This window comes from Pseudomonas versuta (genome assembly GCF_001294575.1).
Classification (GTDB): domain Bacteria; phylum Pseudomonadota; class Gammaproteobacteria; order Pseudomonadales; family Pseudomonadaceae; genus Aquipseudomonas; species Aquipseudomonas versuta.
In genome coordinates, this window is the sequence record NZ_CP012676.1 from 4,655,703 (window position 1) to 4,676,006 (window position 20,304).

Annotated in this window: 20 protein-coding genes; 11 read left to right on the forward strand and 9 right to left on the reverse strand. The window is 58.5% G+C overall.

Annotation, left to right across the window (positions count from 1 at the left end; all coding sequences use genetic code 11):
• Nucleotides 1-3: 3 nt before the first annotated feature.
• The 8 genes from ctaD to AOC04_RS20890 all read left to right on the forward strand — a co-directional run bounded on the left by ctaD (nucleotide 4) and on the right by AOC04_RS20890 (nucleotide 7,093).
• The gene (gene ctaD, locus AOC04_RS20855) at nucleotides 4-1,593 is read left to right on the forward strand and encodes a cytochrome c oxidase subunit I (RefSeq protein ID WP_060696447.1); all 1,590 of its coding nucleotides are present in this window, start codon (nucleotides 4-6) and stop codon (nucleotides 1,591-1,593) included.
• Between the two features lie 102 nt (nucleotides 1,594-1,695).
• The gene (locus AOC04_RS20860; protein ID WP_060696448.1) at nucleotides 1,696-2,268 is read left to right on the forward strand and encodes a cytochrome c oxidase assembly protein; all 573 of its coding nucleotides are present in this window, start codon (nucleotides 1,696-1,698) and stop codon (nucleotides 2,266-2,268) included.
• Between the two features lie 12 nt (nucleotides 2,269-2,280).
• Nucleotides 2,281-3,168 (forward strand): cytochrome c oxidase subunit 3, encoded by an 888-nt coding sequence (locus AOC04_RS20865; protein ID WP_060696449.1) that lies wholly within the window; start codon nucleotides 2,281-2,283, stop codon nucleotides 3,166-3,168.
• A 10-nt stretch (nucleotides 3,169-3,178) separates the two neighbouring features.
• A complete protein-coding gene (locus tag AOC04_RS20870) occupies nucleotides 3,179-3,916 on the forward strand; it encodes an SURF1 family protein (protein WP_060696450.1) in 738 nt (245 codons plus the stop codon).
• Nucleotides 3,891-4,484 carry a hypothetical protein gene (locus AOC04_RS20875; protein ID WP_060696451.1) on the forward strand — a complete coding sequence of 198 codons (594 nt, stop codon included), beginning with the start codon at nucleotides 3,891-3,893 and terminating at the stop codon, nucleotides 4,482-4,484. Before AOC04_RS20870 ends, AOC04_RS20875 begins: the two co-directional genes overlap by 26 nt.
• A 10-nt stretch (nucleotides 4,485-4,494) precedes the next feature.
• Complete coding sequence (locus AOC04_RS20880; RefSeq protein WP_060696452.1) at nucleotides 4,495-5,574, forward strand: COX15/CtaA family protein; 1,080 nt, start codon at nucleotides 4,495-4,497, stop codon at nucleotides 5,572-5,574.
• Nucleotides 5,562-6,461 carry a heme o synthase gene (cyoE, locus tag AOC04_RS20885; protein ID WP_060696453.1) on the forward strand — a complete coding sequence of 300 codons (900 nt, stop codon included), beginning with the start codon at nucleotides 5,562-5,564 and terminating at the stop codon, nucleotides 6,459-6,461. The genes AOC04_RS20880 and cyoE overlap by 13 nt, the downstream gene beginning before the upstream one ends.
• Nucleotides 6,458-7,093 carry an SCO family protein gene (locus AOC04_RS20890; RefSeq protein ID WP_060696454.1) on the forward strand — a complete coding sequence of 212 codons (636 nt, stop codon included), beginning with the start codon at nucleotides 6,458-6,460 and terminating at the stop codon, nucleotides 7,091-7,093. Before cyoE ends, AOC04_RS20890 begins: the two co-directional genes overlap by 4 nt.
• Nucleotides 7,094-7,150: 57 nt before the next feature.
• On the opposite strand, the gene AOC04_RS20895 is transcribed toward AOC04_RS20890, so the two are convergent.
• The 3 genes from AOC04_RS20895 to AOC04_RS20905 all read right to left on the reverse strand — a co-directional run bounded on the left by AOC04_RS20895 (nucleotide 7,151) and on the right by AOC04_RS20905 (nucleotide 9,686).
• Entirely contained in the window at nucleotides 7,151-7,921 is a 771-nt protein-coding gene (locus AOC04_RS20895) for a MetQ/NlpA family ABC transporter substrate-binding protein (protein WP_060696455.1), read from the reverse strand.
• A gap of 83 nt (nucleotides 7,922-8,004) precedes the next feature.
• On the reverse strand, nucleotides 8,005-8,679 hold the full coding sequence (locus tag AOC04_RS20900; protein ID WP_060696456.1) for a methionine ABC transporter permease: 675 nt from the start codon (nucleotides 8,677-8,679) through the stop codon (nucleotides 8,005-8,007).
• The gene (locus AOC04_RS20905) at nucleotides 8,679-9,686 is read right to left on the reverse strand and encodes a methionine ABC transporter ATP-binding protein (protein WP_060696457.1); all 1,008 of its coding nucleotides are present in this window, start codon (nucleotides 9,684-9,686) and stop codon (nucleotides 8,679-8,681) included. The genes AOC04_RS20900 and AOC04_RS20905 overlap by 1 nt, the downstream gene beginning before the upstream one ends.
• 244 nt (nucleotides 9,687-9,930) lie before the next feature.
• On the opposite strand from AOC04_RS20905, the gene katE reads away from it, so the two are divergent.
• Nucleotides 9,931-12,069, forward strand: coding sequence for a catalase HPII (gene katE / locus AOC04_RS20910; protein WP_060696458.1), 2,139 nt, complete (start codon nucleotides 9,931-9,933; stop codon nucleotides 12,067-12,069).
• A 90-nt stretch (nucleotides 12,070-12,159) separates the two neighbouring features.
• On the opposite strand, the gene AOC04_RS20915 is transcribed toward katE, so the two are convergent.
• The 4 genes from AOC04_RS20915 to AOC04_RS20930 are packed head-to-tail and all read right to left on the reverse strand — an operon-like array spanning nucleotide 12,160 to nucleotide 14,965.
• Entirely contained in the window at nucleotides 12,160-12,876 is a 717-nt protein-coding gene (locus AOC04_RS20915) for a PA5502 family lipoprotein (RefSeq protein ID WP_060696459.1), read from the reverse strand.
• 37 nt (nucleotides 12,877-12,913) lie between these two features.
• Entirely contained in the window at nucleotides 12,914-13,702 is a 789-nt protein-coding gene (gene znuB, locus AOC04_RS20920) for a zinc ABC transporter permease subunit ZnuB (RefSeq protein WP_003437694.1), read from the reverse strand.
• Complete coding sequence (gene znuC / locus AOC04_RS20925; protein ID WP_060696460.1) at nucleotides 13,695-14,483, reverse strand: zinc ABC transporter ATP-binding protein ZnuC; 789 nt, start codon at nucleotides 14,481-14,483, stop codon at nucleotides 13,695-13,697. The genes znuB and znuC overlap by 8 nt, the downstream gene beginning before the upstream one ends.
• Nucleotides 14,483-14,965, reverse strand: coding sequence for a Fur family transcriptional regulator (locus tag AOC04_RS20930; protein ID WP_060696461.1), 483 nt, complete (start codon nucleotides 14,963-14,965; stop codon nucleotides 14,483-14,485). Before AOC04_RS20930 ends, znuC begins: the two co-directional genes overlap by 1 nt.
• Before the next feature lie 66 nt (nucleotides 14,966-15,031).
• Between AOC04_RS20930 and AOC04_RS20935 the strand changes: the two genes are divergently transcribed.
• A complete protein-coding gene (locus tag AOC04_RS20935) occupies nucleotides 15,032-15,952 on the forward strand; it encodes a zinc ABC transporter substrate-binding protein ZnuA (RefSeq protein ID WP_060696462.1) in 921 nt (306 codons plus the stop codon).
• A 96-nt stretch (nucleotides 15,953-16,048) separates the two neighbouring features.
• On the opposite strand, the gene AOC04_RS20940 is transcribed toward AOC04_RS20935, so the two are convergent.
• Together AOC04_RS20940 and AOC04_RS20945 are read right to left on the reverse strand one after the other, a co-directional pair.
• The gene (locus AOC04_RS20940; protein ID WP_060696463.1) at nucleotides 16,049-16,999 is read right to left on the reverse strand and encodes a homoserine kinase; all 951 of its coding nucleotides are present in this window, start codon (nucleotides 16,997-16,999) and stop codon (nucleotides 16,049-16,051) included.
• Between the two features lie 58 nt (nucleotides 17,000-17,057).
• Nucleotides 17,058-17,348 carry a DUF2782 domain-containing protein gene (locus AOC04_RS20945; RefSeq protein WP_003437683.1) on the reverse strand — a complete coding sequence of 97 codons (291 nt, stop codon included), beginning with the start codon at nucleotides 17,346-17,348 and terminating at the stop codon, nucleotides 17,058-17,060.
• A 74-nt stretch (nucleotides 17,349-17,422) separates the two neighbouring features.
• On the opposite strand from AOC04_RS20945, the gene polA reads away from it, so the two are divergent.
• On the forward strand, nucleotides 17,423-20,188 hold the full coding sequence (gene polA, locus AOC04_RS20950; protein ID WP_060696464.1) for a DNA polymerase I: 2,766 nt from the start codon (nucleotides 17,423-17,425) through the stop codon (nucleotides 20,186-20,188).
• Nucleotides 20,189-20,304 lie beyond the last annotated feature (116 nt).

Here is a 20,304-nt window from a genome sequence, read left to right on the forward strand (position 1 = left end):
GACATGAGTGCGGTTATTGATGACCACGGGCCTGCCCAAGACCACGCCCACGGCCCGGCCAAAGGCCTGATGCGCTGGGTGTTGACCACCAACCATAAAGACATCGGCACCTTGTACCTGTGGTTCAGCTTCTGCATGTTTTTGCTCGGTGGATCATTCGCCATGGTGATTCGCGCCGAACTGTTCCAGCCGGGTTTACAGATCGTGGCGCCCGCCTTTTTCAACCAGATGACCACCATGCACGGGCTGATCATGGTGTTCGGTGCAGTCATGCCCGCATTTGTCGGGCTGGCCAACTGGATGATCCCGCTGATGATCGGCGCCCCGGACATGGCCTTGCCGAGGATGAACAACTTCAGCTTCTGGCTGCTGCCTGCCGCTTTCGCACTGCTGATCTCGACACTGTTCATGGCCGGTGGCGGGCCTAATTTTGGCTGGACCTTCTACGCGCCGCTGTCCACGACCTATGCACCCGAAAGCGTGACTTATTTTATTTTTGCCATCCACTTGATGGGCATCAGTTCGATCATGGGCGCGATCAACGTGATCGCCACCATCCTCAACTTACGTGCTCCCGGCATGACGTTGATGAAGATGCCGCTGTTCGTCTGGACCTGGCTGATTACGGCCTTCCTGTTGATAGCGGTGATGCCCGTGCTGGCAGGCGTGGTCACCATGATGTTGATGGACATCCACTTCGGCACCAGCTTCTTCAGTGCCGCGGGGGGCGGTGATCCGGTGTTGTTCCAGCATGTGTTCTGGTTCTTCGGTCACCCCGAGGTCTACATCATGATCCTGCCGGCCTTCGGCGCCATCAGCGCGATCATTCCGACCTTCTCGCGCAAGCCGTTGTTCGGCTACACCTCGATGGTCTACGCCACGGCCAGCATCGCCTTCCTGTCATTCATCGTCTGGGCCCACCACATGTTTGTGGTCGGGATCCCCCTGGTCGGTGAACTGTTCTTTATGTACGCCACGCTGCTGATCGCAGTGCCGACCGGCGTCAAGGTGTTCAACTGGGTCAGTACCATGTGGCAAGGGTCATTGACCTTCGAGACGCCAATGCTGTTCGCCGTGGCCTTTGTGATTCTGTTCACCATCGGCGGGTTCTCCGGGCTGATGCTGGCCATCGCGCCGGCGGACTTCCAGTACCACGACACCTACTTCGTGGTGGCGCATTTCCACTACGTTCTGGTGCCGGGAGCGATTTTCGGAATCTTCGCCTCGACCTATTACTGGTTGCCGAAATGGACCGGCCACATGTACGACGAGACCCTCGGAAAACTGCACTTCTGGCTATCGTTTGTGGGCATGAACCTGACGTTTTTTCCGATGCATTTTGTCGGCCTGGCCGGCATGCCGCGTCGGGTGCCGGACTACAACCTGCAGTTTGCCGATTTCAACATGGTGTCCTCGATTGGCGGGTTCCTGTTCGGCACTACGCAGCTGTTGTTCCTGTTTATTGTCATCAAATGCATTCGCGGCGGCCCCAAAGCGCCCGCCAAGCCGTGGGACGGCGCCGAAGGTCTGGAGTGGAGCGTGCCCTCGCCCGCGCCGTATCACACCTTCACCACGCCGCCGGAAATCAAGTGACTATCGCATCCAGCGGCCTCGCACGCTTGAGCGCGCCAGCGATGCAGGCGGCCCATTCGCGGATGTCATCGCGAGCCAGCTCGCTCCTGAAGGACGCCGACTATGGCTAACTCAACGGCGGTCAAACGCCTGGTCCTGCGCCTGTTGCTGATGGTGGTGGTGATGTTTGCCTTTGGTTTTGCGTTGGTGCCGATTTACGACGTGATGTGCAAAGCCTTCGGGATCAACGGCAAGACTGCCGGGCAGTACGAAGGCGAGCAAGTGGTCGACCCGAGTCGCCAGGTGCGGGTGCAGTTTTTGTCGACTAATGCCATCGACATGGTGTGGGAGTTCTATCCCAAGGGCGATCAACTGGTGGTCAACCCCGGAGCGGTCAACGAAATGGTGTTTGTGGTCTCGAACCCCTCCGATCACCCGATGACGGCGCAGGCTGTGCCGAGTATTTCACCGGCCGAGGCTGCCCAGTATTTCCACAAGACCGAATGTTTTTGCTTTACCCAACAGGTGCTGCAACCGGGCCAGCGTCTGGAGATGCCGATGCGTTTTATCGTCGACCGTGACATGCCCAAGGATGTGAAACACCTGACGCTGGCCTACACGCTGTTCGATATCACTGCTCGCCATCCGCCTGTCGCCGCCAACGCCGGCAAGGACGACAACCGGCTTGCCCGATAAGGAGAACGCTCCATGGCAACTCACGATCGCTACTACGTCCCGCCTCAAAGCAAGTGGCCGATCATTGCCACGGTGGGCCTGCTGGTCACGGTGTACGGCCTTGGTACCTGGTTCAACGACCTCAAGGCTGCGCGGCCCGAGTCCCATGGCCCGCTGATTTTCTTTATCGGCGGCCTGATCGTGGCGTACATGCTGTTTGGCTGGTTCGGCGCAGTGATCAAGGAGAGCCGCGCCGGGCTCTATAGCGCGCAACTGGACCGCTCGTTTCGCTGGGGCATGACCTGGTTTATTTTTTCCGAGGTGATGTTCTTTATCGCGTTTTTTGGTGCGCTGTTTTATGTGCGCCATTTTTCCGGCCCATGGCTGGGTGGTGAGGGCAGCAAGGCGGTGGCGCACATGCTATGGCCCGATTTTCAATTCGCCTGGCCGCTGCTGCACACCCCTGACCCTGCACTTTATCCGCCTCCCAAAGGCACCATCAGCCCGTGGGGCTTGCCGCTGCTCAACACGGTGTTGCTGGTCAGCTCCAGCATCACTCTCACCATCGCTCACCACGCGCTGAGTAAAGGCCATCGCGGGGCACTCAAGTTCTGGCTGGGCCTTACGGTCTTGCTCGGGGTCGGGTTTTTGGGCTTTCAGGCCGAGGAGTACATCCACGCGTATAAAGAGCTGGGCCTGACCCTGGGCTCCGGGGTGTATGGCGCGACGTTCTTTATGCTCACCGGCTTTCACGGTGCCCACGTGACCATCGGCGCCCTGATATTGCTGGTGATGCTGATCCGGGTGATACGCGGGCATTTCAATGCCGAGCACCAGTTTGGCTTTCAGGCAGCGACCTGGTACTGGCACTTTGTGGATGTGGTGTGGCTCGGTTTGTTCCTGTTCGTGTACGTGCTGTGAGCCGGCAACCATGACCCGCTTTCTACCCGGTATCGCGCCGACGCTGGTGGTGTTGGCATTACTGCCGCTGCTGGTGTTTTTGGGCTTTTGGCAGCTCAGTCGTGGCGAGCAGAAACGTGTACTGCTCGACAGCTACGCCGAACGTCAGGTCGCCGCGCCGCTGACCGCGGGGCAACTGTTGAATGTGGATCAACCGGCCTTCCGCCGCGTGCAATTGCGCGGACATTTAGACGGGCAACACAGCCTGCTGCTGGACAACCGCGTGCGGGACGGCCAGGTCGGTGTCGAGCTGCTACAACCTTTTCAGGATCAAGCCAGCGGTCAGTGGTTACTGCTCAATCGCGGCTGGCTGCCGTGGCCCAGCCGGCGCATGCCACCGGTATTCGACACCCCCGAACAGACGCTGGATATCCAGGCCTGGGTTTATGAGTCTCCCGGCGCCACCTTTCAATTGCAGGCCGACCCGCAGAACGCACCCTGGCCGCGTCTCGTGACGACGGTTGCCCCCGCCAGGCTTTGGGCGGAACTGGGCCGCCAGGGCTTTGCCGACGAGGTTCGTATTGCCCCCGGCCCGGCTGCCTATAAGGCTGACTGGCCGCTCATTTCCACGGGCATGGGCCCGGAAAAACACACTGCCTATGCCGTGCAGTGGTTCGCCATGGCGCTGGCCCTGCTCGGTCTTTATCTGTACCTCGGTTGGCACAACGCTCGGGAGAAACGCCATGGGAACGGCCATCAATCCGCCTGATACAGCTCGCACTTCATCCCCTGCTACCCGGCGGCGCGGGCGCTTTCAGCTGATTCTGATTCTGTTGCTCACCGTCGGCCCGATGGTGCTGGCAACGGGCATGTACAAACTCAAATTCTGGGTACCTGACAGTCGCAGCTACCACGGTGAACTGCTGGGTAACGGGCAGAGCCGCGCGGCCCTTGGCGTGGTGTCCGATGAGTCGCGCTGGCAACTGCTGGTCACGGCACCACAGGGCTGTGCAGCAGATTGCCAGCAGTTGGTGTATCTGGCGCGTCAGCTTCAGGTCGGGCTGGGCCGCGATGCGTCAAGGGCGACCCATGGGTTGGCCGTGGCACAGCCGGTAGACGCGCAGTACGCCGCCAAATTGCAAAGCGAATACCCGCAATTACAACGCTACACACTGGACCTGCCGACTTATACACAGGGCGCTGAGGGCAATGGCGCGGCGCAACTGTGGATCATCGACCCGCACGGCAATCTGGTGCTGAGCTACGACCCGCAGGTCAACGGCAAGGACGTGCTCGACGACCTGCGCCATTTGCTGAAGCTGTCCAATATCGGATAGGGGCTATGTCATGGCCAAAGCTGGATTTCGTCTCGCCTTGTTGGCCACCTTGCTGGCGCTGGTGGTGGTGTTGCTCGGCGCCTATACCCGCCTGACCCATGCTGGGCTGGGCTGCCCGGACTGGCCCGGTTGCTACGGCTTTATCAGCGTGCCGCAAAGCGAGGCGCAACTGGCCCATGCCGAGTTGCACTTTCCCGATGCCCCGGTGCAGGCCGACAAAGGCTGGAGCGAGATGGTGCACCGCTATTTCGCCGGTACGCTCGGGCTGTTGATTGTGCTGCTGGCGGCGCGCGCCTGGAGCCAGCGACGGTTGCAGGATCAGCCATTAAAACTGCCGCTGTTTATTTTGTTGGTGGTGATCGCGCAAGCCGCCTTTGGCATGTGGACGGTAACGCTCAAGTTGTGGCCACAGGTGGTGACGGGGCATTTACTGGGCGGGTTTGCGACCCTGAGTCTGTTGTTTTTGCTGACCTTGCGTCTGTCTGGCGTGCTGCCAGCCCTGGCTGTCCCCCGCCGCCTGCAGCGTTGGGCTACGGCCGGGCTGGTGCTGGCGATCATGCAAATTGCGCTGGGGGGCTGGGTCAGTTCCAACTACGCAGCGGTGGCCTGTGTCGACCTTCCCACGTGTCACGGTCAATGGTGGCCGCAAGCCGACTTCGCCAATGGCTTTCATTTGACTCAGCACATCGGCCCCAACTACCTGGGCGGGCAACTGGACAGTGACGCACGCACTGCAATTCACCTGACCCATCGATTCGGTGCCGTGTTGCTGACCCTGGTATTAGTGGGGCTTGCCTGGCAACTGCGCAGGGTCGGCATGACGCGGCTGGCAGGCTTGCTCCTGTTGGCGCTGGGGGTGCAAATCAGCCTGGGGGTGAGCAATGTACTGTTGGGCTTGCCACTGGCCGTCGCCGTGGCTCACAACGCCGGCGGCGCAGCATTGTTGCTGACCCTGGTGCTGGTCAACTACCACGCCCGAACGGTTTTGGTCAGGGTTAAAGCCCCCCGCTTCGCCCGCTGGATATTCAGCCCTCGGCGCCCCTCGGCCGGTCTTGTCACCCTTAAAGGGGAACTGCCATGGCGGCCCTGACTGGCGATCGGCCCCGTCAGGCGCTGTGGCGTGATTATCTGGAACTGACCAAGCCCCGGGTGGTGGTGATGATGCTGCTCACCTCGCTGGTGGGCATGTTTCTGGCCACCCGTGCGGGCGTGCCCTGGACGGTACTGGTATTTGGAAATCTGGGAATTGGCCTGTGCGCCGGCGGTGCGGCGGCGGTCAATCATGTGGTCGACCGGCGTATCGATGCGGTGATGGCCCGTACTCACAAACGTCCGCTTGCCGAGGGCCGGGTCTCACCGCTGGCGGCGTTGTCATTCGCACTGCTGTTGTCGGTATCGGGGCTGGCGCTGCTGCTGGTGTTTACCAATGCGCTGGCAGCCTGGCTGACGCTGGCTTCGCTGTTGGGCTACGCGATTATTTATACCGGCTTTCTGAAGCGGGCCACGCCGCAAAATATTGTAATTGGCGGGCTGGCCGGCGCCGCACCACCGTTGCTGGGATGGGTGGCGGTCACGGGGCATGTCACCGCCGAGCCGTTGCTGCTGGTGTTGATCATCTTTGCCTGGACCCCGCCACACTTTTGGGCGCTGGCAATCCACCGCAAGGAGGAATACGCCAAGGCGAAAATTCCGATGTTGCCCGTGACCCACGGCGAGCACTACACCAAGGTGCATATCCTGCTATACACATTCGCGCTGCTTGCAGTGAGCTTGCTGCCCTTTGTGATTCACATGAGCGGCCTGCTCTACCTGGCATGTGCACTGGGGTTGGGCGCGCGCTTTCTGCGTTGGGCCTGGGTGCTGTACCGTGGCGCTGCGCCGCACGCCGCGATCAACACCTTCAAGTACTCTATTTACTACTTGTTCCTGCTATTTATCGCGCTGCTTGTCGATCATTACTTAGTGTTGAACCTATGACTAAAACTCAAAAAACCGTTTATATCCTCGTCGCGCTGGTGGCATTGGTCATGGGCCTGACGTTTAACAAAATGATGTCGGGGAAAAGCCAGGGCGATAACACGTCCCTGATCGATGCCGGGATCATCCTGCTGCCGCAAAGCCGTCATTTGCCTGATGTGAAGATGACCAACCAGGACGGTCAACCGGTACTCATGAATGAGCTGAAAGACAAGTGGAGCATGCTGTTTTTCGGCTACACCTTCTGCCCGGACATCTGCCCGACCACCCTCGCCCAGTTGCGTCAGATCAAAAGTGAACTGCCCAAGGCCGTGCAGGACAAGCTGCAGATCGTGCTGGTCAGTGTCGACCCGAACCGCGACACGCCGCAGCAGCTCAAACAATACCTGGGCTACTTCGACCCGCAGTTTGTAGGGCTGACGCCTGCTTCCATTGAAGACCTGCAAACACTGGCGAACGCGGTGAGCATCCCGTTCATTCCGGCTGACACCAGCAAGCCCAACTACACCGTTGACCACAGCGGCAATCTGGCGCTGATCGGTCCGGACGGCACCCAGCGCGGTTTCATTCGCGCACCGTTCAACACCGCCAAAATGGTTGCCCAATTGCCGGGGTTGGTAGAGCGTAAATAAAGGACGCGAGGGGGGAATCTGCAGGAGCCAGCTGGCTCCTGCAGAAAGATCAGCCAATCAGAACGCCGGAATGATGGCGCCTTTGTACTTCTCGTTGATGAACGCTTTCACTTCAGGGCTGTGCAGGGCAGCAACCAGCTTCTGCATGTCAGCCGAATCCTTGTCGTCCGGGCGAGCTACCAGGATGTTCACGTAAGGCGAGTCGCTGCCTTCGATCACCAGTGCATCTTTTTCCGGGTTCAGTTTGGCTTCCAGCGCGTAGTTGGTGTTGATCAGCGCCAGATCAACCTGGGTCAGCACGCGGGGAATGGTCGCGGCTTCCAGTTCGCGGAATTTCAGCTCTTTAGTGTTCTCGACGATGTCTTTAGGCGTCGACAGGATGTTATTCGAGTCCTTCAGCTTGATCAGGCCCGCCTTGTCCAGCAACAACAGCGCACGGCCGCCGTTGGTGGCGTCGTTAGGGATCACAACAGTTGCGCCCTCTGGCAGCTCAGCCAGCTTTTTGTACTTGCTGGAGTAAGCACCCAGCGGCTCAAGGTGTACGGCGGCAACGCTGACCAGATGGGTGCCCTTGGCCTTGTTGAACTCGTCCAGGTACGGCTGGTGCTGGAAGAAGTTGGCATCCAGGCGTTTTTCGGCCACTTGCACGTTTGGCTGGATGTAGTCAGTGAACACCTTGACCTTGAGGTTCACGCCCTCTTTGGCCAATGCCGGTTTCACGAATTCCAGAATCTCGGCGTGAGGCACCGGAGTGGCCGCGACCGACAGATCACCGGCGTGGGCCGAAAATGCGGCCACAGCGGCCACGGCAGCAAATAACTTCTTCATTCAGCAACTCCTTGTGAACACCTGACTTCAGGTGCCTGCCAGCCCGGGGGCTGGCGGTTACGTTTATTAACGAGGGATCGCGCTTACTTGCGCGAAAAGTGCACCACTAGCCGATCACCAACGGTTTGCAGAATTTGCACCAGGATCAGCAACAGCACCACGGTGACAATCATCACGTCAGTCTGGAAGCGCTGGTAGCCGAAACGAATCGCCAGATCGCCCAGGCCGCCTGCGCCGACCACGCCCGCCATCGCGGTGTAGGACACCAGCGTAATGGAGGTGACGGTAATCGCAGCAAAAATGCCGGGGCGCGCTTCAGGCAACAAGGCACTGGTAATGATCTGACGCGTGCTGGCACCCATTGCCTGAGTGGCTTCGATGATGCCGCGATCCACTTCACGCAGTGCGGTCTCGACCAGACGGGCGAAGAACGGCGTGGCGCCGACCACCAAAGGCGGAATGGCGCCTGCTACGCCCAGCGATGTTCCGGTAATCAGAACGGTGAACGGGATCATCACAATCAGCAAAATGATAAATGGCAGCGAACGTAAAATATTCACCACCAGCGACAACAGGGCGTACACCGCCTTTTGCTCGAACAGTTGGCGCGGACTGCACAGGAACAGCAATACGCCCAGCGGCAGGCCCAGAAGGATGGTGAACAGCAGCGAACCGCCGAGCATCATCATGGTGTCGCCGGTTGCCAGCCAGATTTCGAACCAGTCGATGTTGGCAAAGAAACTCAGTAGGGATTCCATTAGCGCAGCACCTCCATATGAACGTCAGCCGCAGTGAAACGTGCGAAAGCTGCGTCCATGTCGCCTCCGGTGATGGCCAGGGTCAACTGCCCGTAGGGGGTGTCTTTGATGCGGTCGATGCGACCGGCCAGGATGCTGTAGTCCACCCCCGTCTCGCGCGCGATAGTGCCCAGCAACGGTGCGTAGGTGGCTTCGCCCTGGAAGGTCAGACGTACGATACGGCCAGGGACATGGGCAAAATCGTCGCGCTGTTCGCTTTCGTCGATCTGCTCGTCTTCCTGGACAAAACGCTTGGTGGTCGGGTGCTTGGGGTGCAGGAACACTTGCGCAACCGGGCCTTGCTCGACGATCACGCCTGCGTCCATCACTGCTACGTGGTCGCACACGCGACGGATGACATCCATCTCGTGGGTGATCAGCACGATGGTCAGTTTCAGTTCGCGGTTGATTTCAGCCAGCAACTGCAAGACCGAGGCCGTAGTTTGCGGGTCCAGGGCACTGGTGGCTTCGTCGCACAGCAGCACTTTAGGTTTGGTGGCCAATGCGCGGGCTATGCCTACGCGCTGTTTCTGGCCGCCTGACAGCTGCGCCGGGTATTTTCTGGCGTGGTCGGACAGGCCTACCCGCTCCAGCAACTCGGCGACACGCAGGTCGATGTCTTTGCGCGACAGTTCACCGGCCAGCGTCAGCGGCATCGCGACGTTATCGGCGACAGTTTTGGACGCCAGCAGGTTGAAGTGCTGGAAGATCATGCCGACTTGCTGGCGAAAGCGTCGCAGGCCGTTGGCATCCATGGCCGTCACGTCCTCGTTGTCGACAATGATCTGGCCGCCACTCGGGGTTTCGAGGCGGTTGATCAGGCGCAGCAATGTACTTTTGCCCGCGCCGGAGTGGCCAATCAGGCCGAAAACCTGGCCGCTCTCGACACGCAAACTGGTGGAGTGCAACGCGGGGATGTCCTTACCGGAGACCCGGTAGGTTTTATGAACGTTATGGAACTCAATCACGTAGCGAACCTTGTGGGGCGCGAAAATAGAAGATCAGCGGTTAGCCGGGCGGGCATTTTAGCCTGTCCGTATAGAGGTTCTTAGCATTTATTTGCGCTGGAACCTTTGATTTGGCAATAAGACGACTGATGGTCTGAAATAAGGAACGACGGTAAACCCTAAAAGTCAGTACTAGGACCCGCCTCGGGAGATTAGTCCAGGAAGCCCGGCCCATCGGGCTTTCGCCAACAAGGAGTTTAGTCTGATGAGTAGCAAAAAACCGTCTTCCAACAAGAGCCAGATGGCCGGCACCGACACCTTGGATCGTGGCAACAGCAACGTCAAACTCGATAGCCTCGAAACTTTTCGTGATGACGCGACGGATCAGGCGTTGCGCACCAATCAGGGGGTGAAGATTGCGGACAATCAAAACACCCTGAAAGCCGGCGCCAGAGGCCCCTCGTTGCTCGAAGACTTCATCATGCGCGAGAAGATCACGCATTTTGACCACGAGCGAATTCCAGAGCGCATCGTTCACGCTCGCGGTACCGGCGCACATGGTTACTTCCAGGCTTATAAATCTCACAGCGACCTGAGCAAGGCGGGTTTTCTGCAGGACCCGGGTAAAAAAACTCCGGTTTTTGTGCGTTTCTCGACCGTCCAGGGCCCGCGCGGCTCCGGGGATACCGTGCGCGATGTCCGCGGCTTTGCCGTGAAGTTTTTTACCGATGAGGGCAATTTCGATCTGGTCGGTAACAACATGCCGGTATTTTTTATCCAGGACGCGATCAAGTTTCCTGACTTCGTGCATGCGGTAAAGCCTGAGCCACACAACGAAATGCCCACAGGTGGCTCAGCCCACGACACGTTTTGGGACTTCGTCTCGCTGGTGCCTGAATCTGCTCACATGGTGATTTGGGCAATGTCTGACCGCGCCATTCCTAAGAGCCTGCGCAGCATGCAGGGTTTCGGCGTGCATACGTTCCGTCTGATCAACGCTGAAGGCAAATCCAGCTTCGTCAAATTCCACTGGCGTCCGACTGTGGGTACTTGCTCGCTGGTGTGGGACGAAGCGCAAAAGCTGGCGGGCAAAGACACTGACTACCATCGCCGTGATCTGTGGGAGTCGATTGAAACCGGCGATTACCCTGAGTGGGAATTCGGCGTGCAGATCATTTCGGAGGAAGACGAGCATAAATTCGACTTCGATATCCTTGATCCAACCAAGCTGATCCCCGAAGAACTGGTGCCGATTACGCCTCTGGGCAAGATGGTGCTTAACCGCAACCCGGATAACTTCTTCGCGGAAACCGAGCAAGTAGCTTTTTGCCCGGGCCATATCGTGCCGGGTATCGACTTCTCCAATGACCCGTTGCTGCAAGGTCGGCTGTTTTCCTACACCGATACGCAAATCAGCCGTCTGGGCGGGCCGAACTTTCATGAAATCCCGATCAACCGCCCCGTTGCGCCGTTTCACAATAACCAGCGCGACGCGCAGCACCGCAGCACCATCAACAAAGGCCGGGCGTCCTACGAGCCGAATTCCATCGACGGTGGCTGGCCCAAAGAAACCCCGCCTGCGGCCCATGACGGGGGGTTTGAGTCGTACCCCGAGCGTATTGATGCCAACAAGATTCGTCAGCGCAGCGAGTCGTTCAGTGACCACTTCTCCCAGGCCCGGCTGTTTTTCCGCAGCATGAGCAAGCACGAGCAAGAACACATTATCGGCGCCTACAGTTTTGAACTGGGCAAGGTGGAGCGCGAACACATACGGGTGCGCCAGGTGAATGAAATCCTGGCCAATATCGACCTTCAGCTGGCCAAGCGTGTGGCTGAAAACCTGGGCCTGCCAGCACCGAAGGCCGGCACGGTCGCGGAGCGCAAAACCAGTGTCAGCCAGTCCCCGGCCTTGAGCCAGGCCAACCTGCTGGCGGGCAATATCAAAACCCGTAAAGTGGCAATTCTGGCGGCCAATGGTGTCGATGGTGCAGCGATTGAAAGCCTCAAACAGGCCCTCACGGCCCAAGGCGCACATGCCAAATTGCTGGGGCCTACGTCCGCGCCGGTGAAAACGGCAGACGGCAAACTGTTGCCGGTGGATGCCTCCATGGAGGGCATGCCGTCGATTGCCTTTGACGCGGTGTTCGTACCGGGTGGTGCAGCGTCGATCAATACATTGAGTGGTGACGGCGTAGCGTTGCATTACCTGCTCGAAGCTTATAAGCACCTGAAGGCGATTGCCTTGCAGGGTGACGCCAGCCAGCTGCTGGATGTGCTGCATTTACAGGTAGATGAAGGATTGCTGGCGATCAAGGATGCCAAGGATGTGAAGGCGTTCTTTGCCGCGATTGCCCAGCATCGGGTCTGGGCACGGGAGCCGAAGGCCAAGGCCATTCCGGCGTAATTGCAGGGCTCTGCAGCAGCGAGCTTGTACGCGATGGGGTCGCCGATGACCCTGTCGCGAACAAGCGGCTTGCCGCAGGTTTACTTGAATTTACGGTTTGCTGGGGATCAGGACCATTTGCGCAGGCACATGGCGAATGATCTGGCGTTCCAGTTGTAGATCGAACGCAGGGTCGAGTTTTTTCACCCGTTTGCTGATCAGTGTGGACAGCCATGGAAAGTCCGCCGTGCGCGGAACCTGCAGGCTGACAGCGCACTGGTAATTGACGATGTCTTGCGCAATCAAGTCCAGTTGACGGCGAAGTTTGGCAATATCGTCGATGTTAAGCGTAACGGTCGTGCTCTCTGCTGCGGGGTCGATAACCTTGGCCGCAGGTCTGGCTTCGGCAGCCTTTAGCGCGGCCTCGGCCTTGTCCAGCTCAGCTTTGCGCGCATGGGCAATGGCGCTGTTGACGCCACCGGTCAGCGCCGGAGCTGTAGGCATCAAGGATCGGGCGCGGCTCAGTGCTGTGGCAGCAGCGTTGACATCACCTTTTTGCAGAACGATCTGGCTGCGTTGCAAGTAGGCTTCAGCCAGCTGGCGCTGGTATTGCACCAACTGCGGGTCATCCGGCGTTTGCGCCTGCAAGGCGGCCAGTTGATCTTCAGCGGTAGCGAGTTCACTGCTGGCCAGGTTTTGCTCCAGCTGTGCGATGGCCGCAGCGCGCGCATCCGGGACAGGCGTGTCGCCGGAAGGTGTGCTTTGGCAGGCGCCCAGCAGCAAGGAAAATGCGGCCAGGAGCAAGTAACGGGAGTTAAACAGCTTCATTCCTGCGGCTCTCTAAGTGCGCAAAAAACGAGCAAGTCTACACCCCTCGACGGGGCAGAACAAAACTCAGCAGAAACAGTGCCGCGGCACACACCACAATTGATGGTCCCGCCGGCGTGTCTTTGAACCATGAAAGTGCCAGGCCACCACACACTGCCAGCATTCCCAGCAAGCTGGCACCCAGGGCCATTTGCTCGGGAGAGCGGGCATGGCGTTGGGCTGCTGCTGCCGGGATGATCAGCAAGGACGTGATCAACAACACGCCGACAATCTTCATTGCTACGGCAATAACAATCGCGATCAACAGCATCAGCGTCATGCGCAGTGCTGCTACCGGCAAGCCTTCAACGGTTGCCAACTCTTCATGTACGGTAATCGCCAGCAGCGGCCGCCACAGTGCCACCAACAATGCCAGAACTACAGCGCTACCGCCCATGATCCACATCAAATCGTTCGGGCTGATTGCCAGCAGATCACCAAACAAATAAGCCATCAGGTCGATTCGCACTTCATGCATGAAGCTTAGTACGACCAGCCCGAGGGACAAGGTACTGGGTGCAAGTATTCCGAGCAATGTGTCGGAAGCCAATGGCTGGCGCTGTTGCAAGGTAACCAACAAGACTGCCAGTAACAGGCAGCCAACCGTCACGGCGATGGTCGGGCTGACATCGAGCAGAAAACCCATCGCCACCCCGAGCAAGGCGGCATGGGACAGCGTGTCACCGAAATAGGCCATTCGTCGCCACACGACAAATGAACCCAGGGGCCCCGCGACTATTGCCAAAGCCAGACCTGCCAGCAGGGCGTAAAACAGAAAATCAGCCATGCTTGCAGCCTTCTCCATGAATGTGTGCGGGCGCCGCGGTGGCGCCTTCGCTGACCACCGAACCATGCAAGTCATGGGCGTGGTCATGATGGTGGTGATAAATCGCCAGGCTCTGTGCGTTTTTGCCGAACAGTTCAACGAACGCCGGGTCATTGCTGACTTGTTCCGGGTGACCCGAGCAACAGACGTGGCGATTGAGGCAGACCACCTGATCGGTGGTGCTCATGACCAGGTGCAAATCGTGGGACACCATCAGCACGCCGCAGCCGTGGCGGTCGCGCAGGCGGGTAATCAAGCTGTACAGCTCGGCCTGGCCGGCTACGTCTACGCCCTGTACCGGCTCGTCAAGAACCAGCAACTCAGGCTTGCGCAGCAGAGCGCGGGCCAGCAGCACGCGCTGCATTTCACCGCCGGAAACACTTTGCACGGGGCTGTCGATGACTTTCTCGGCGCCCACTTCTTTCAGCGCGGCGAGAGCCTGGGGTCTGTCCACGCCCGGCACCAGGCGCAAAAAGCGCAATACCGAGAGCGGCAGTGTCGGATCGACGTGCAGTTTTTGCGGCATGTAGCCGACCCGCAGCCTGGGTTTGCGCCATACGCTGCCATGGGTGGGCTTGAGCAGCCCGAGCACGGCTTTGACCAGCGTGGTTTTACCGGCGCCGTTGGGGCCTATGAGGGTAACGATCTGGCCCGGCTCTACACTCAGCTCGATATTGTCGAGCACGTCTTGCCCGGCGAAGGTCACAGTGACCTGGTCCAAACGTATCAGTGCTGCGCTCATCAGGCCTCCCGGCAACCCGAACACAAACCGACCACTTCGACGGTCTGGCCTTCCACAGTAAAGCCGACATCCAGCGCGCTATTGATGATTGCGTTGCTGATGCTCTTTTGCTCAAGCTCGATGGCGGCATGGCAGTTGCGGCAGATCAGAAACTGGCCCTGATGCGCGTGCTCGGGGTGGCTGCAACCAATAAAGGCATTGAGTGAGGAGATGCGATGCACCAGACCGTTGTCGAGCAGGAAGTCCAGCGCCCGATATACGGTCGGTGGTGCTGCGCGGCGGCCGTCTTGCTCGCTGAGCACTGCCAGAATGTCATAAGCGCCCAGCGGCTTGTGGCTTTGCCATACCAGCTCAAGCACACGGCGGCGCAGGGCAGTCAGGCGCAAACCCTTTTGCGCACACAAGATGTCCGCTTCGCTAAGCGCGCTGTGGACACAATGGGAGTGGTCATGGGGACGACTGGCTAGCGGTGTAATAGGCATGGGCGGCGACGATTTTTGAGAGAGACGTTATTATGTTACCTGTTTCAACCACCATGAGTGCTCATCGTGCCCCGTCTTTTTTCTATTTTTCTTGTTCTAAGTGCCAGTTTGGCCGTAATTGGCCCGGCTCGGGCCGAGGTCAACGTGTTGACCAGCATCAAGCCCTTGCAGCTGATAGCGGCTGCTGTGCAGGACGGCGTAGGTCATCCCGAGGTGCTTTTGCCGCCTAATGCTTCGCCCCATAACTATGCACTGCGCCCTTCCGACGTACGGCGCGTGCAGTCGGCTGATCTTCTGTACTGGATTGGCCCTGACATGGAAGGTTTCATGCCGCGGGTGATCAAAACCCGTACCTTGCCATCGGTTTCCATTCAAACCCTGCCAGCGCTCAAACTTCGTCATTTCGCCGAAGATAGCCAGTCCCATGAAGAAGATGCAGCCGAACACGACCACGATCACCGTCCAGGTACGCTGGATGCGCACCTGTGGCTGGACCCGGCGAACGCCCGTGTAATCGCGGCTAAAATGGCGGCCGACCTGTGTCAGAAAGACCCTGCCAACGCGGCCAGATACCAAGCTAACCTCACGGCTTTCAATCAGCGTCTGGACGCTCTGGATGTGCGTCTCAAAGCACGCCTGGCCGGGATTTCCGACAAGCCGTTCTTTGTGTTCCATGAAGGCTACGATTATTTCGAAAGCGCTTACGGCCTCAAGCATGCAGGCGTTTTCAGCGTGGCTTCGGAAGTACAACCGGGTGCGCAGCACGTCGCAACCATGCGCAAGCGTCTGCAGGAAGTAGGCAAGACGTGCGTGTTCAGTGACCCGCCTTTGCGCCCGCGTCTGGCTGACACGCTGACGGCCGGTTTACCGGTCAAGCTGGCTGAACTGGATGCGTTGGGTGGCTATACCCCGGCGACGGCGCAGGGGTACGAGCAACTGCTGGAAAAATTGGGCAATGACCTGGCGGGTTGCCTGGAGGGTTTGTAACGGCCCACACAAGCAGAACCTGTAGGAGCGAGCTTGCTCGCGAGCTATTCAATTACACACAGCTCGCGAGCTCGCTCCCACAGGGGCTTACCTTTCTTACAGCGCAAAAGGCAGATGTATTGTCACTGCCTGGCGCAATGCCAAACGGCGTTCGAACTCGCCCGGATCGTGGATCAGTACGTCCTGTCCGGCAAAAGTGTGGGCTGCGATCAGGCGTGACAGCCAGAAACGCACGCACGCCACGCGCAACATCGTCGGCCACAACTGAGCTTCGCTCGCAGTAAACGGGCGCAGAGCGGCATAAGCGCCAAGCAATGCACGGGCCCGTGGCTCGTCAATCTTTCCGTCTTCGTCAGCGCACCAGTCATTCAGGGCAATCGCAACGTCGTACAGCATTGGGCCAGAGCATGCGTTGTAAAAGTCGATCAGGCCGGTCAGATGCGTGCCTTCAAACATCGCGTTGTCACGAAACAGGTCGCCGTGCAGGTTGGCCCGCGGCAATGCGAGGATCTGCTCTTTATGCGCGCTGATTTCATCCAGTGCCTTTTGCAGCAATTGTGCCGATTCGGGTGACAGGTCGGCCATCAATGCCGGTCCTTCTGCCAGCATCCAGTCCAGGCCACGGTCTGTCTTGCGCTCCAGCACGTTGTCACGTGTGGCCACATGCAAATGGCCGAGCAATTCGCCGACTTGTGCACAATGCTGGGCATTGGCTTCTCGAATGTGCTTGCCCGCCAGGCGCGGTTGCAGCAGGGCCGGCTTGCCCTTGAGTTCACGCAGGGCCTGGCCGTCGACGGTGCGCAATGCGAAAGGCACCGGCAGATCAGCAGTGTGCAGCACGTCCAGCAGCTCGATAAAGAACGGCATCTCTTTGATCGGGCCACGTTCAACCAGGGTCAGGACATATTCGCCCTGCTCCAGGCTGATGAAGTAATTGGTGTTTTCGCTGCCAGCGGCAATCCCCTGGAAATCGAGCAGGCGGCCAAGCCCGTAAGGCGCAAGAAAAGTTTCCAACTCGGTGCGAGTCAGGGGCGTGAATACAGACATGGTTTAAAACTGCCAGTACGGGCGCCGCATGGAGTCGGCGCCGATTAAAGTTAAGACGCTATTTCCATTCGAAGATTTTCCACGATGGAATCAGCATATCCGGCTGGTCGGAACGGATGAAATTGGCATCAGTACCATCAGCGCGCACTAAAAAGTACGGCGGTGCTCCTTTTGGGGTGACCTTGATGGCATACAGAAAACCGTTTTGACGGTATTCCTGGATTGTCTTATCGCCTTCCGTGCGAATGGTTACGTCTGGGTCAGCTGTGACTGCTTCATCGGCTGCGAAGGTTAACAGCGGAGTGAATGCAAACAAGCCGGTCAGCAACAGGCGATTTAGTGTGCGCATGATAACCTTGTCCCTTTGTCGTCATTGGTCCGGACATTCTAGCGCCGGACTCGCCGAAAAGGTTGATCCTGCTCATGAGCCAAGCTCCCCTCGTCCTGGTGGACGGTTCTTCATATCTGTACCGCGCTTTTCATGCGCTGCCGCCGCTGACTACGTCCAAGGGGTTGCCGACAGGTGCCGTGAAGGGCGTATTGAACATGCTTAAAAGCCTGCGAAAACAGTACCCGGACAGTCCGTTTGCGGTGGTTTTCGATGCCAAGGGCGGGACATTTCGCGATGAGATGTTCGCCGAATACAAGGCTAACCGTCCAAGCATGCCCGACGACATGCGGGTCCAGATCGAGCCCTTGCACGCCAGCGTTATCGCGCTTGGCTTCCCTTTGCTGTGCGTGGAAGGTGTTGAGGCTGACGATGTAATCGGCACCCTGGCCCGCAGCAGCGCTGCCGCAGACCGTCCGGTAGTTATTTCGACGGGCGACAAGGACATGGCGCAACTGGTCGACGGTCACATCACTCTGGTCAACACCATGACCGGCAGCGTGATGGACATCGAGGGCGTGAAAGAAAAATTTGGCGTCTCGCCCGAGCAGATCATTGATTACCTGGCTCTGATGGGCGATTCGTCCGATAACATTCCGGGCGTCCCGGGGATTGGTCCGAAGACCGCGTCCGGCTTGCTGGTCGGTGTCGGCGGTGGTCTGGTCGATTTGTACGAAAAGCTCGATATCGTGCCGACCTTACCGATTCGGGGGGCTAAAAATCTGCCGGCCAAGCTTGAAGAGCATCGGGAAATGGCATTTTTGTCGTACCGGCTCGCCACGATCAAAATTGATGTTCCACTGGATATCGGCCTCGAAGACTTGCATCTCAAACAGCCAGACTGCGAAAAGCTGATTGAGCTGTACACCGAGCTGGAATTCAAAAGCTGGATTGCCGAGGTTGAGCGTGAAGCCAAGCGTGCCGGCCAGGTAATTGTTCATGAAGAGCCTGCGCCGCCTGCCGAAGAACAGCAGTACGAAACCATCCTTGATCAGGCGCGCTTCGACGTATGGCTGAAAAAGCTTAACGACGCCAGGCTGATAGCTTTCGATACTGAAACCACGGGCCTGGACGCGCAGCAGGCGCAATTGGTGGGGCTGTCGTTTGCAGTCAAGCCGGGGGAGGCGGCCTACATCCCGCTGACCCACTCCTACATGGGCGTGCCTGAGCAACTGGATCGCGACACAGTACTGCGAGCCCTCAAGCCGTTGCTCGAAGACCCGGCCAAAGCCAAAGTGGGCCAGCACGCCAAGTTCGACATGAACATCCTGGCCAACTGCGCCATCGGTGGTGATCAGGCATGCGGGATCATGGTGCAGGGCGTCGCATTTGACACCATGCTTGAATCCTATGTGCTCGACTCCACGGCGACGCGCCACGATATGGACAGCCTTGCCCTCAAATATCTGGGCCATGGCACTACCAGCTTCCAGGACATTGCCGGCAAGGGTGTCAAGCAGCTGACCTTTGACCAGATCTCGCTGGAGCAGGCCGGGCCGTATGCGGCTGAAGATGCAGACGTGACCCTGCGTTTACACCATGTGCTGCACGAGAAGCTGGCAGCGATCCCAAGCCTGAACAGCGTTTTGACCGACATTGAGATGCCGCTGGTACCTGTACTGGCGCGCATTGAGCGTCAGGGTGCGCTGGTGGACGCCAACCTGCTGGGTATTCAGAGCGTTGAACTGGGCGACAAGCTGGTCGCGCTTGAGCGTGAGGCTTTCGCCATCGCAGGCGAAGAATTCAACCTTGGGTCCCCTAAGCAATTAGGCGTGATCCTGTACGAAAAGCTCGGGTTGCCGATTATCAGCAAAACCGCCAAGGGGCAGCCTTCGACGGCTGAAGCGGTTCTGGCTGAATTGGCCGAGCAGGACTTCCCTTTGCCCAAGGTACTGATGCAGTACCGCTCAATGAGCAAGCTGAAAAGCACCTACACCGATCGCCTGCCTGAGCAGATCAACCCTCGTACCGGTCGGATTCATACGTCTTACCACCAGGCTGTCACGGCGACCGGACGCTTGTCGTCCAGTGATCCAAACCTGCAGAACATTCCAATCCGTACCGCCGAAGGCCGTCGGATTCGTCAGGCGTTTGTGGCGCCAAAAGGCTACAAACTGCTGGCGGCGGACTACTCGCAAATCGAGCTGCGGATCATGGCCCATCTGGCCAAGGACGAAGGCTTGCTGCACGCCTTCCGCAACGACCTGGACGTTCACAGTGCTACTGCAGCCGAGGTATTCGGCGTCGAACTGAACGATGTCACTACCGATCAGCGTCGTAGCGCCAAAGCGATCAACTTCGGTCTGATCTATGGCATGAGTGCTTTCGGTCTGGCCAAGCAGATTGGTGTTGATCGCAAACAGTCCCAGGCTTACATCGACCGTTATTTCGCGCGCTACCCGGGTGTTCTGGATTACATGGAACGCACCCGTACCCAGGCAGCCGAGCAAGGCTATGTCGAGACCATTTTTGGCCGTCGCCTGTACTTGCCGGACATCAATGCGAAAAACCCGGCGCTGCGCAAAGGCGCAGAGCGGACGGCGATTAACGCCCCGATGCAGGGCACTGCTGCCGATATCATCAAGAAAGCCATGGTGGCTGTGGATAACTGGCTGACGGCTTCTGGTCTGGATGCGCGCGTCATTTTGCAGGTACACGATGAATTGGTACTTGAGGTGCGTGAAGACCTGGTGGATGAGGTGCGTGAACAGGTCCGTAGCCACATGAGCGAAGCCGCGAAGCTCGATGTGCCGCTGGTGGTGGAAGTGGGTGTGGGCAACAACTGGGATGAGGCGCACTAAGGGCTGAAGTTGTCGGTATGGGTTTTTTGGCTCAGCCAAAGCCCCGTTTATTGCAAATGGTTTTTAGCCATCTGGAACTTAACAGTCATTCACCACTCAGATTTACTGAATGGGTG

Excerpts from the sequence above, each read along its gene's own strand:
- ctaD (WP_060696447.1), top strand. The coding sequence starts at position 4 with ATGAGTGCGGTTATTGATGACCACGGGCCTGCCCAAGACCACGCCCAC.
- AOC04_RS20875 (WP_060696451.1), top strand. The coding sequence starts at position 3,891 with ATGGGAACGGCCATCAATCCGCCTGATACAGCTCGCACTTCATCCCCT.
- AOC04_RS20860 (WP_060696448.1), top strand. The coding sequence starts at position 1,696 with ATGGCTAACTCAACGGCGGTCAAACGCCTGGTCCTGCGCCTGTTGCTG.
- AOC04_RS20940 (WP_060696463.1), bottom strand. The coding sequence starts at position 16,999 with ATGTCTGTATTCACGCCCCTGACTCGCACCGAGTTGGAAACTTTTCTT.
- AOC04_RS20890 (WP_060696454.1), top strand. The coding sequence starts at position 6,458 with ATGACTAAAACTCAAAAAACCGTTTATATCCTCGTCGCGCTGGTGGCA.
- AOC04_RS20865 (WP_060696449.1), top strand. The coding sequence starts at position 2,281 with ATGGCAACTCACGATCGCTACTACGTCCCGCCTCAAAGCAAGTGGCCG.
- cyoE (WP_060696453.1), top strand. The coding sequence starts at position 5,562 with ATGGCGGCCCTGACTGGCGATCGGCCCCGTCAGGCGCTGTGGCGTGAT.
- AOC04_RS20895 (WP_060696455.1), bottom strand. The coding sequence starts at position 7,921 with ATGAAGAAGTTATTTGCTGCCGTGGCCGCTGTGGCCGCATTTTCGGCC.
- AOC04_RS20930 (WP_060696461.1), bottom strand. The coding sequence starts at position 14,965 with ATGCCTATTACACCGCTAGCCAGTCGTCCCCATGACCACTCCCATTGT.
- katE (WP_060696458.1), top strand. The coding sequence starts at position 9,931 with ATGAGTAGCAAAAAACCGTCTTCCAACAAGAGCCAGATGGCCGGCACC.
- AOC04_RS20915 (WP_060696459.1), bottom strand. The coding sequence starts at position 12,876 with ATGAAGCTGTTTAACTCCCGTTACTTGCTCCTGGCCGCATTTTCCTTG.
- AOC04_RS20870 (WP_060696450.1), top strand. The coding sequence starts at position 3,179 with ATGACCCGCTTTCTACCCGGTATCGCGCCGACGCTGGTGGTGTTGGCA.
- polA (WP_060696464.1), top strand. The coding sequence starts at position 17,423 with ATGAGCCAAGCTCCCCTCGTCCTGGTGGACGGTTCTTCATATCTGTAC.
- znuC (WP_060696460.1), bottom strand. The coding sequence starts at position 14,483 with ATGAGCGCAGCACTGATACGTTTGGACCAGGTCACTGTGACCTTCGCC.
- AOC04_RS20900 (WP_060696456.1), bottom strand. The coding sequence starts at position 8,679 with ATGGAATCCCTACTGAGTTTCTTTGCCAACATCGACTGGTTCGAAATC.
- AOC04_RS20880 (WP_060696452.1), top strand. The coding sequence starts at position 4,495 with ATGGCCAAAGCTGGATTTCGTCTCGCCTTGTTGGCCACCTTGCTGGCG.
- znuB (WP_003437694.1), bottom strand. The coding sequence starts at position 13,702 with ATGGCTGATTTTCTGTTTTACGCCCTGCTGGCAGGTCTGGCTTTGGCA.
- AOC04_RS20945 (WP_003437683.1), bottom strand. The coding sequence starts at position 17,348 with ATGCGCACACTAAATCGCCTGTTGCTGACCGGCTTGTTTGCATTCACT.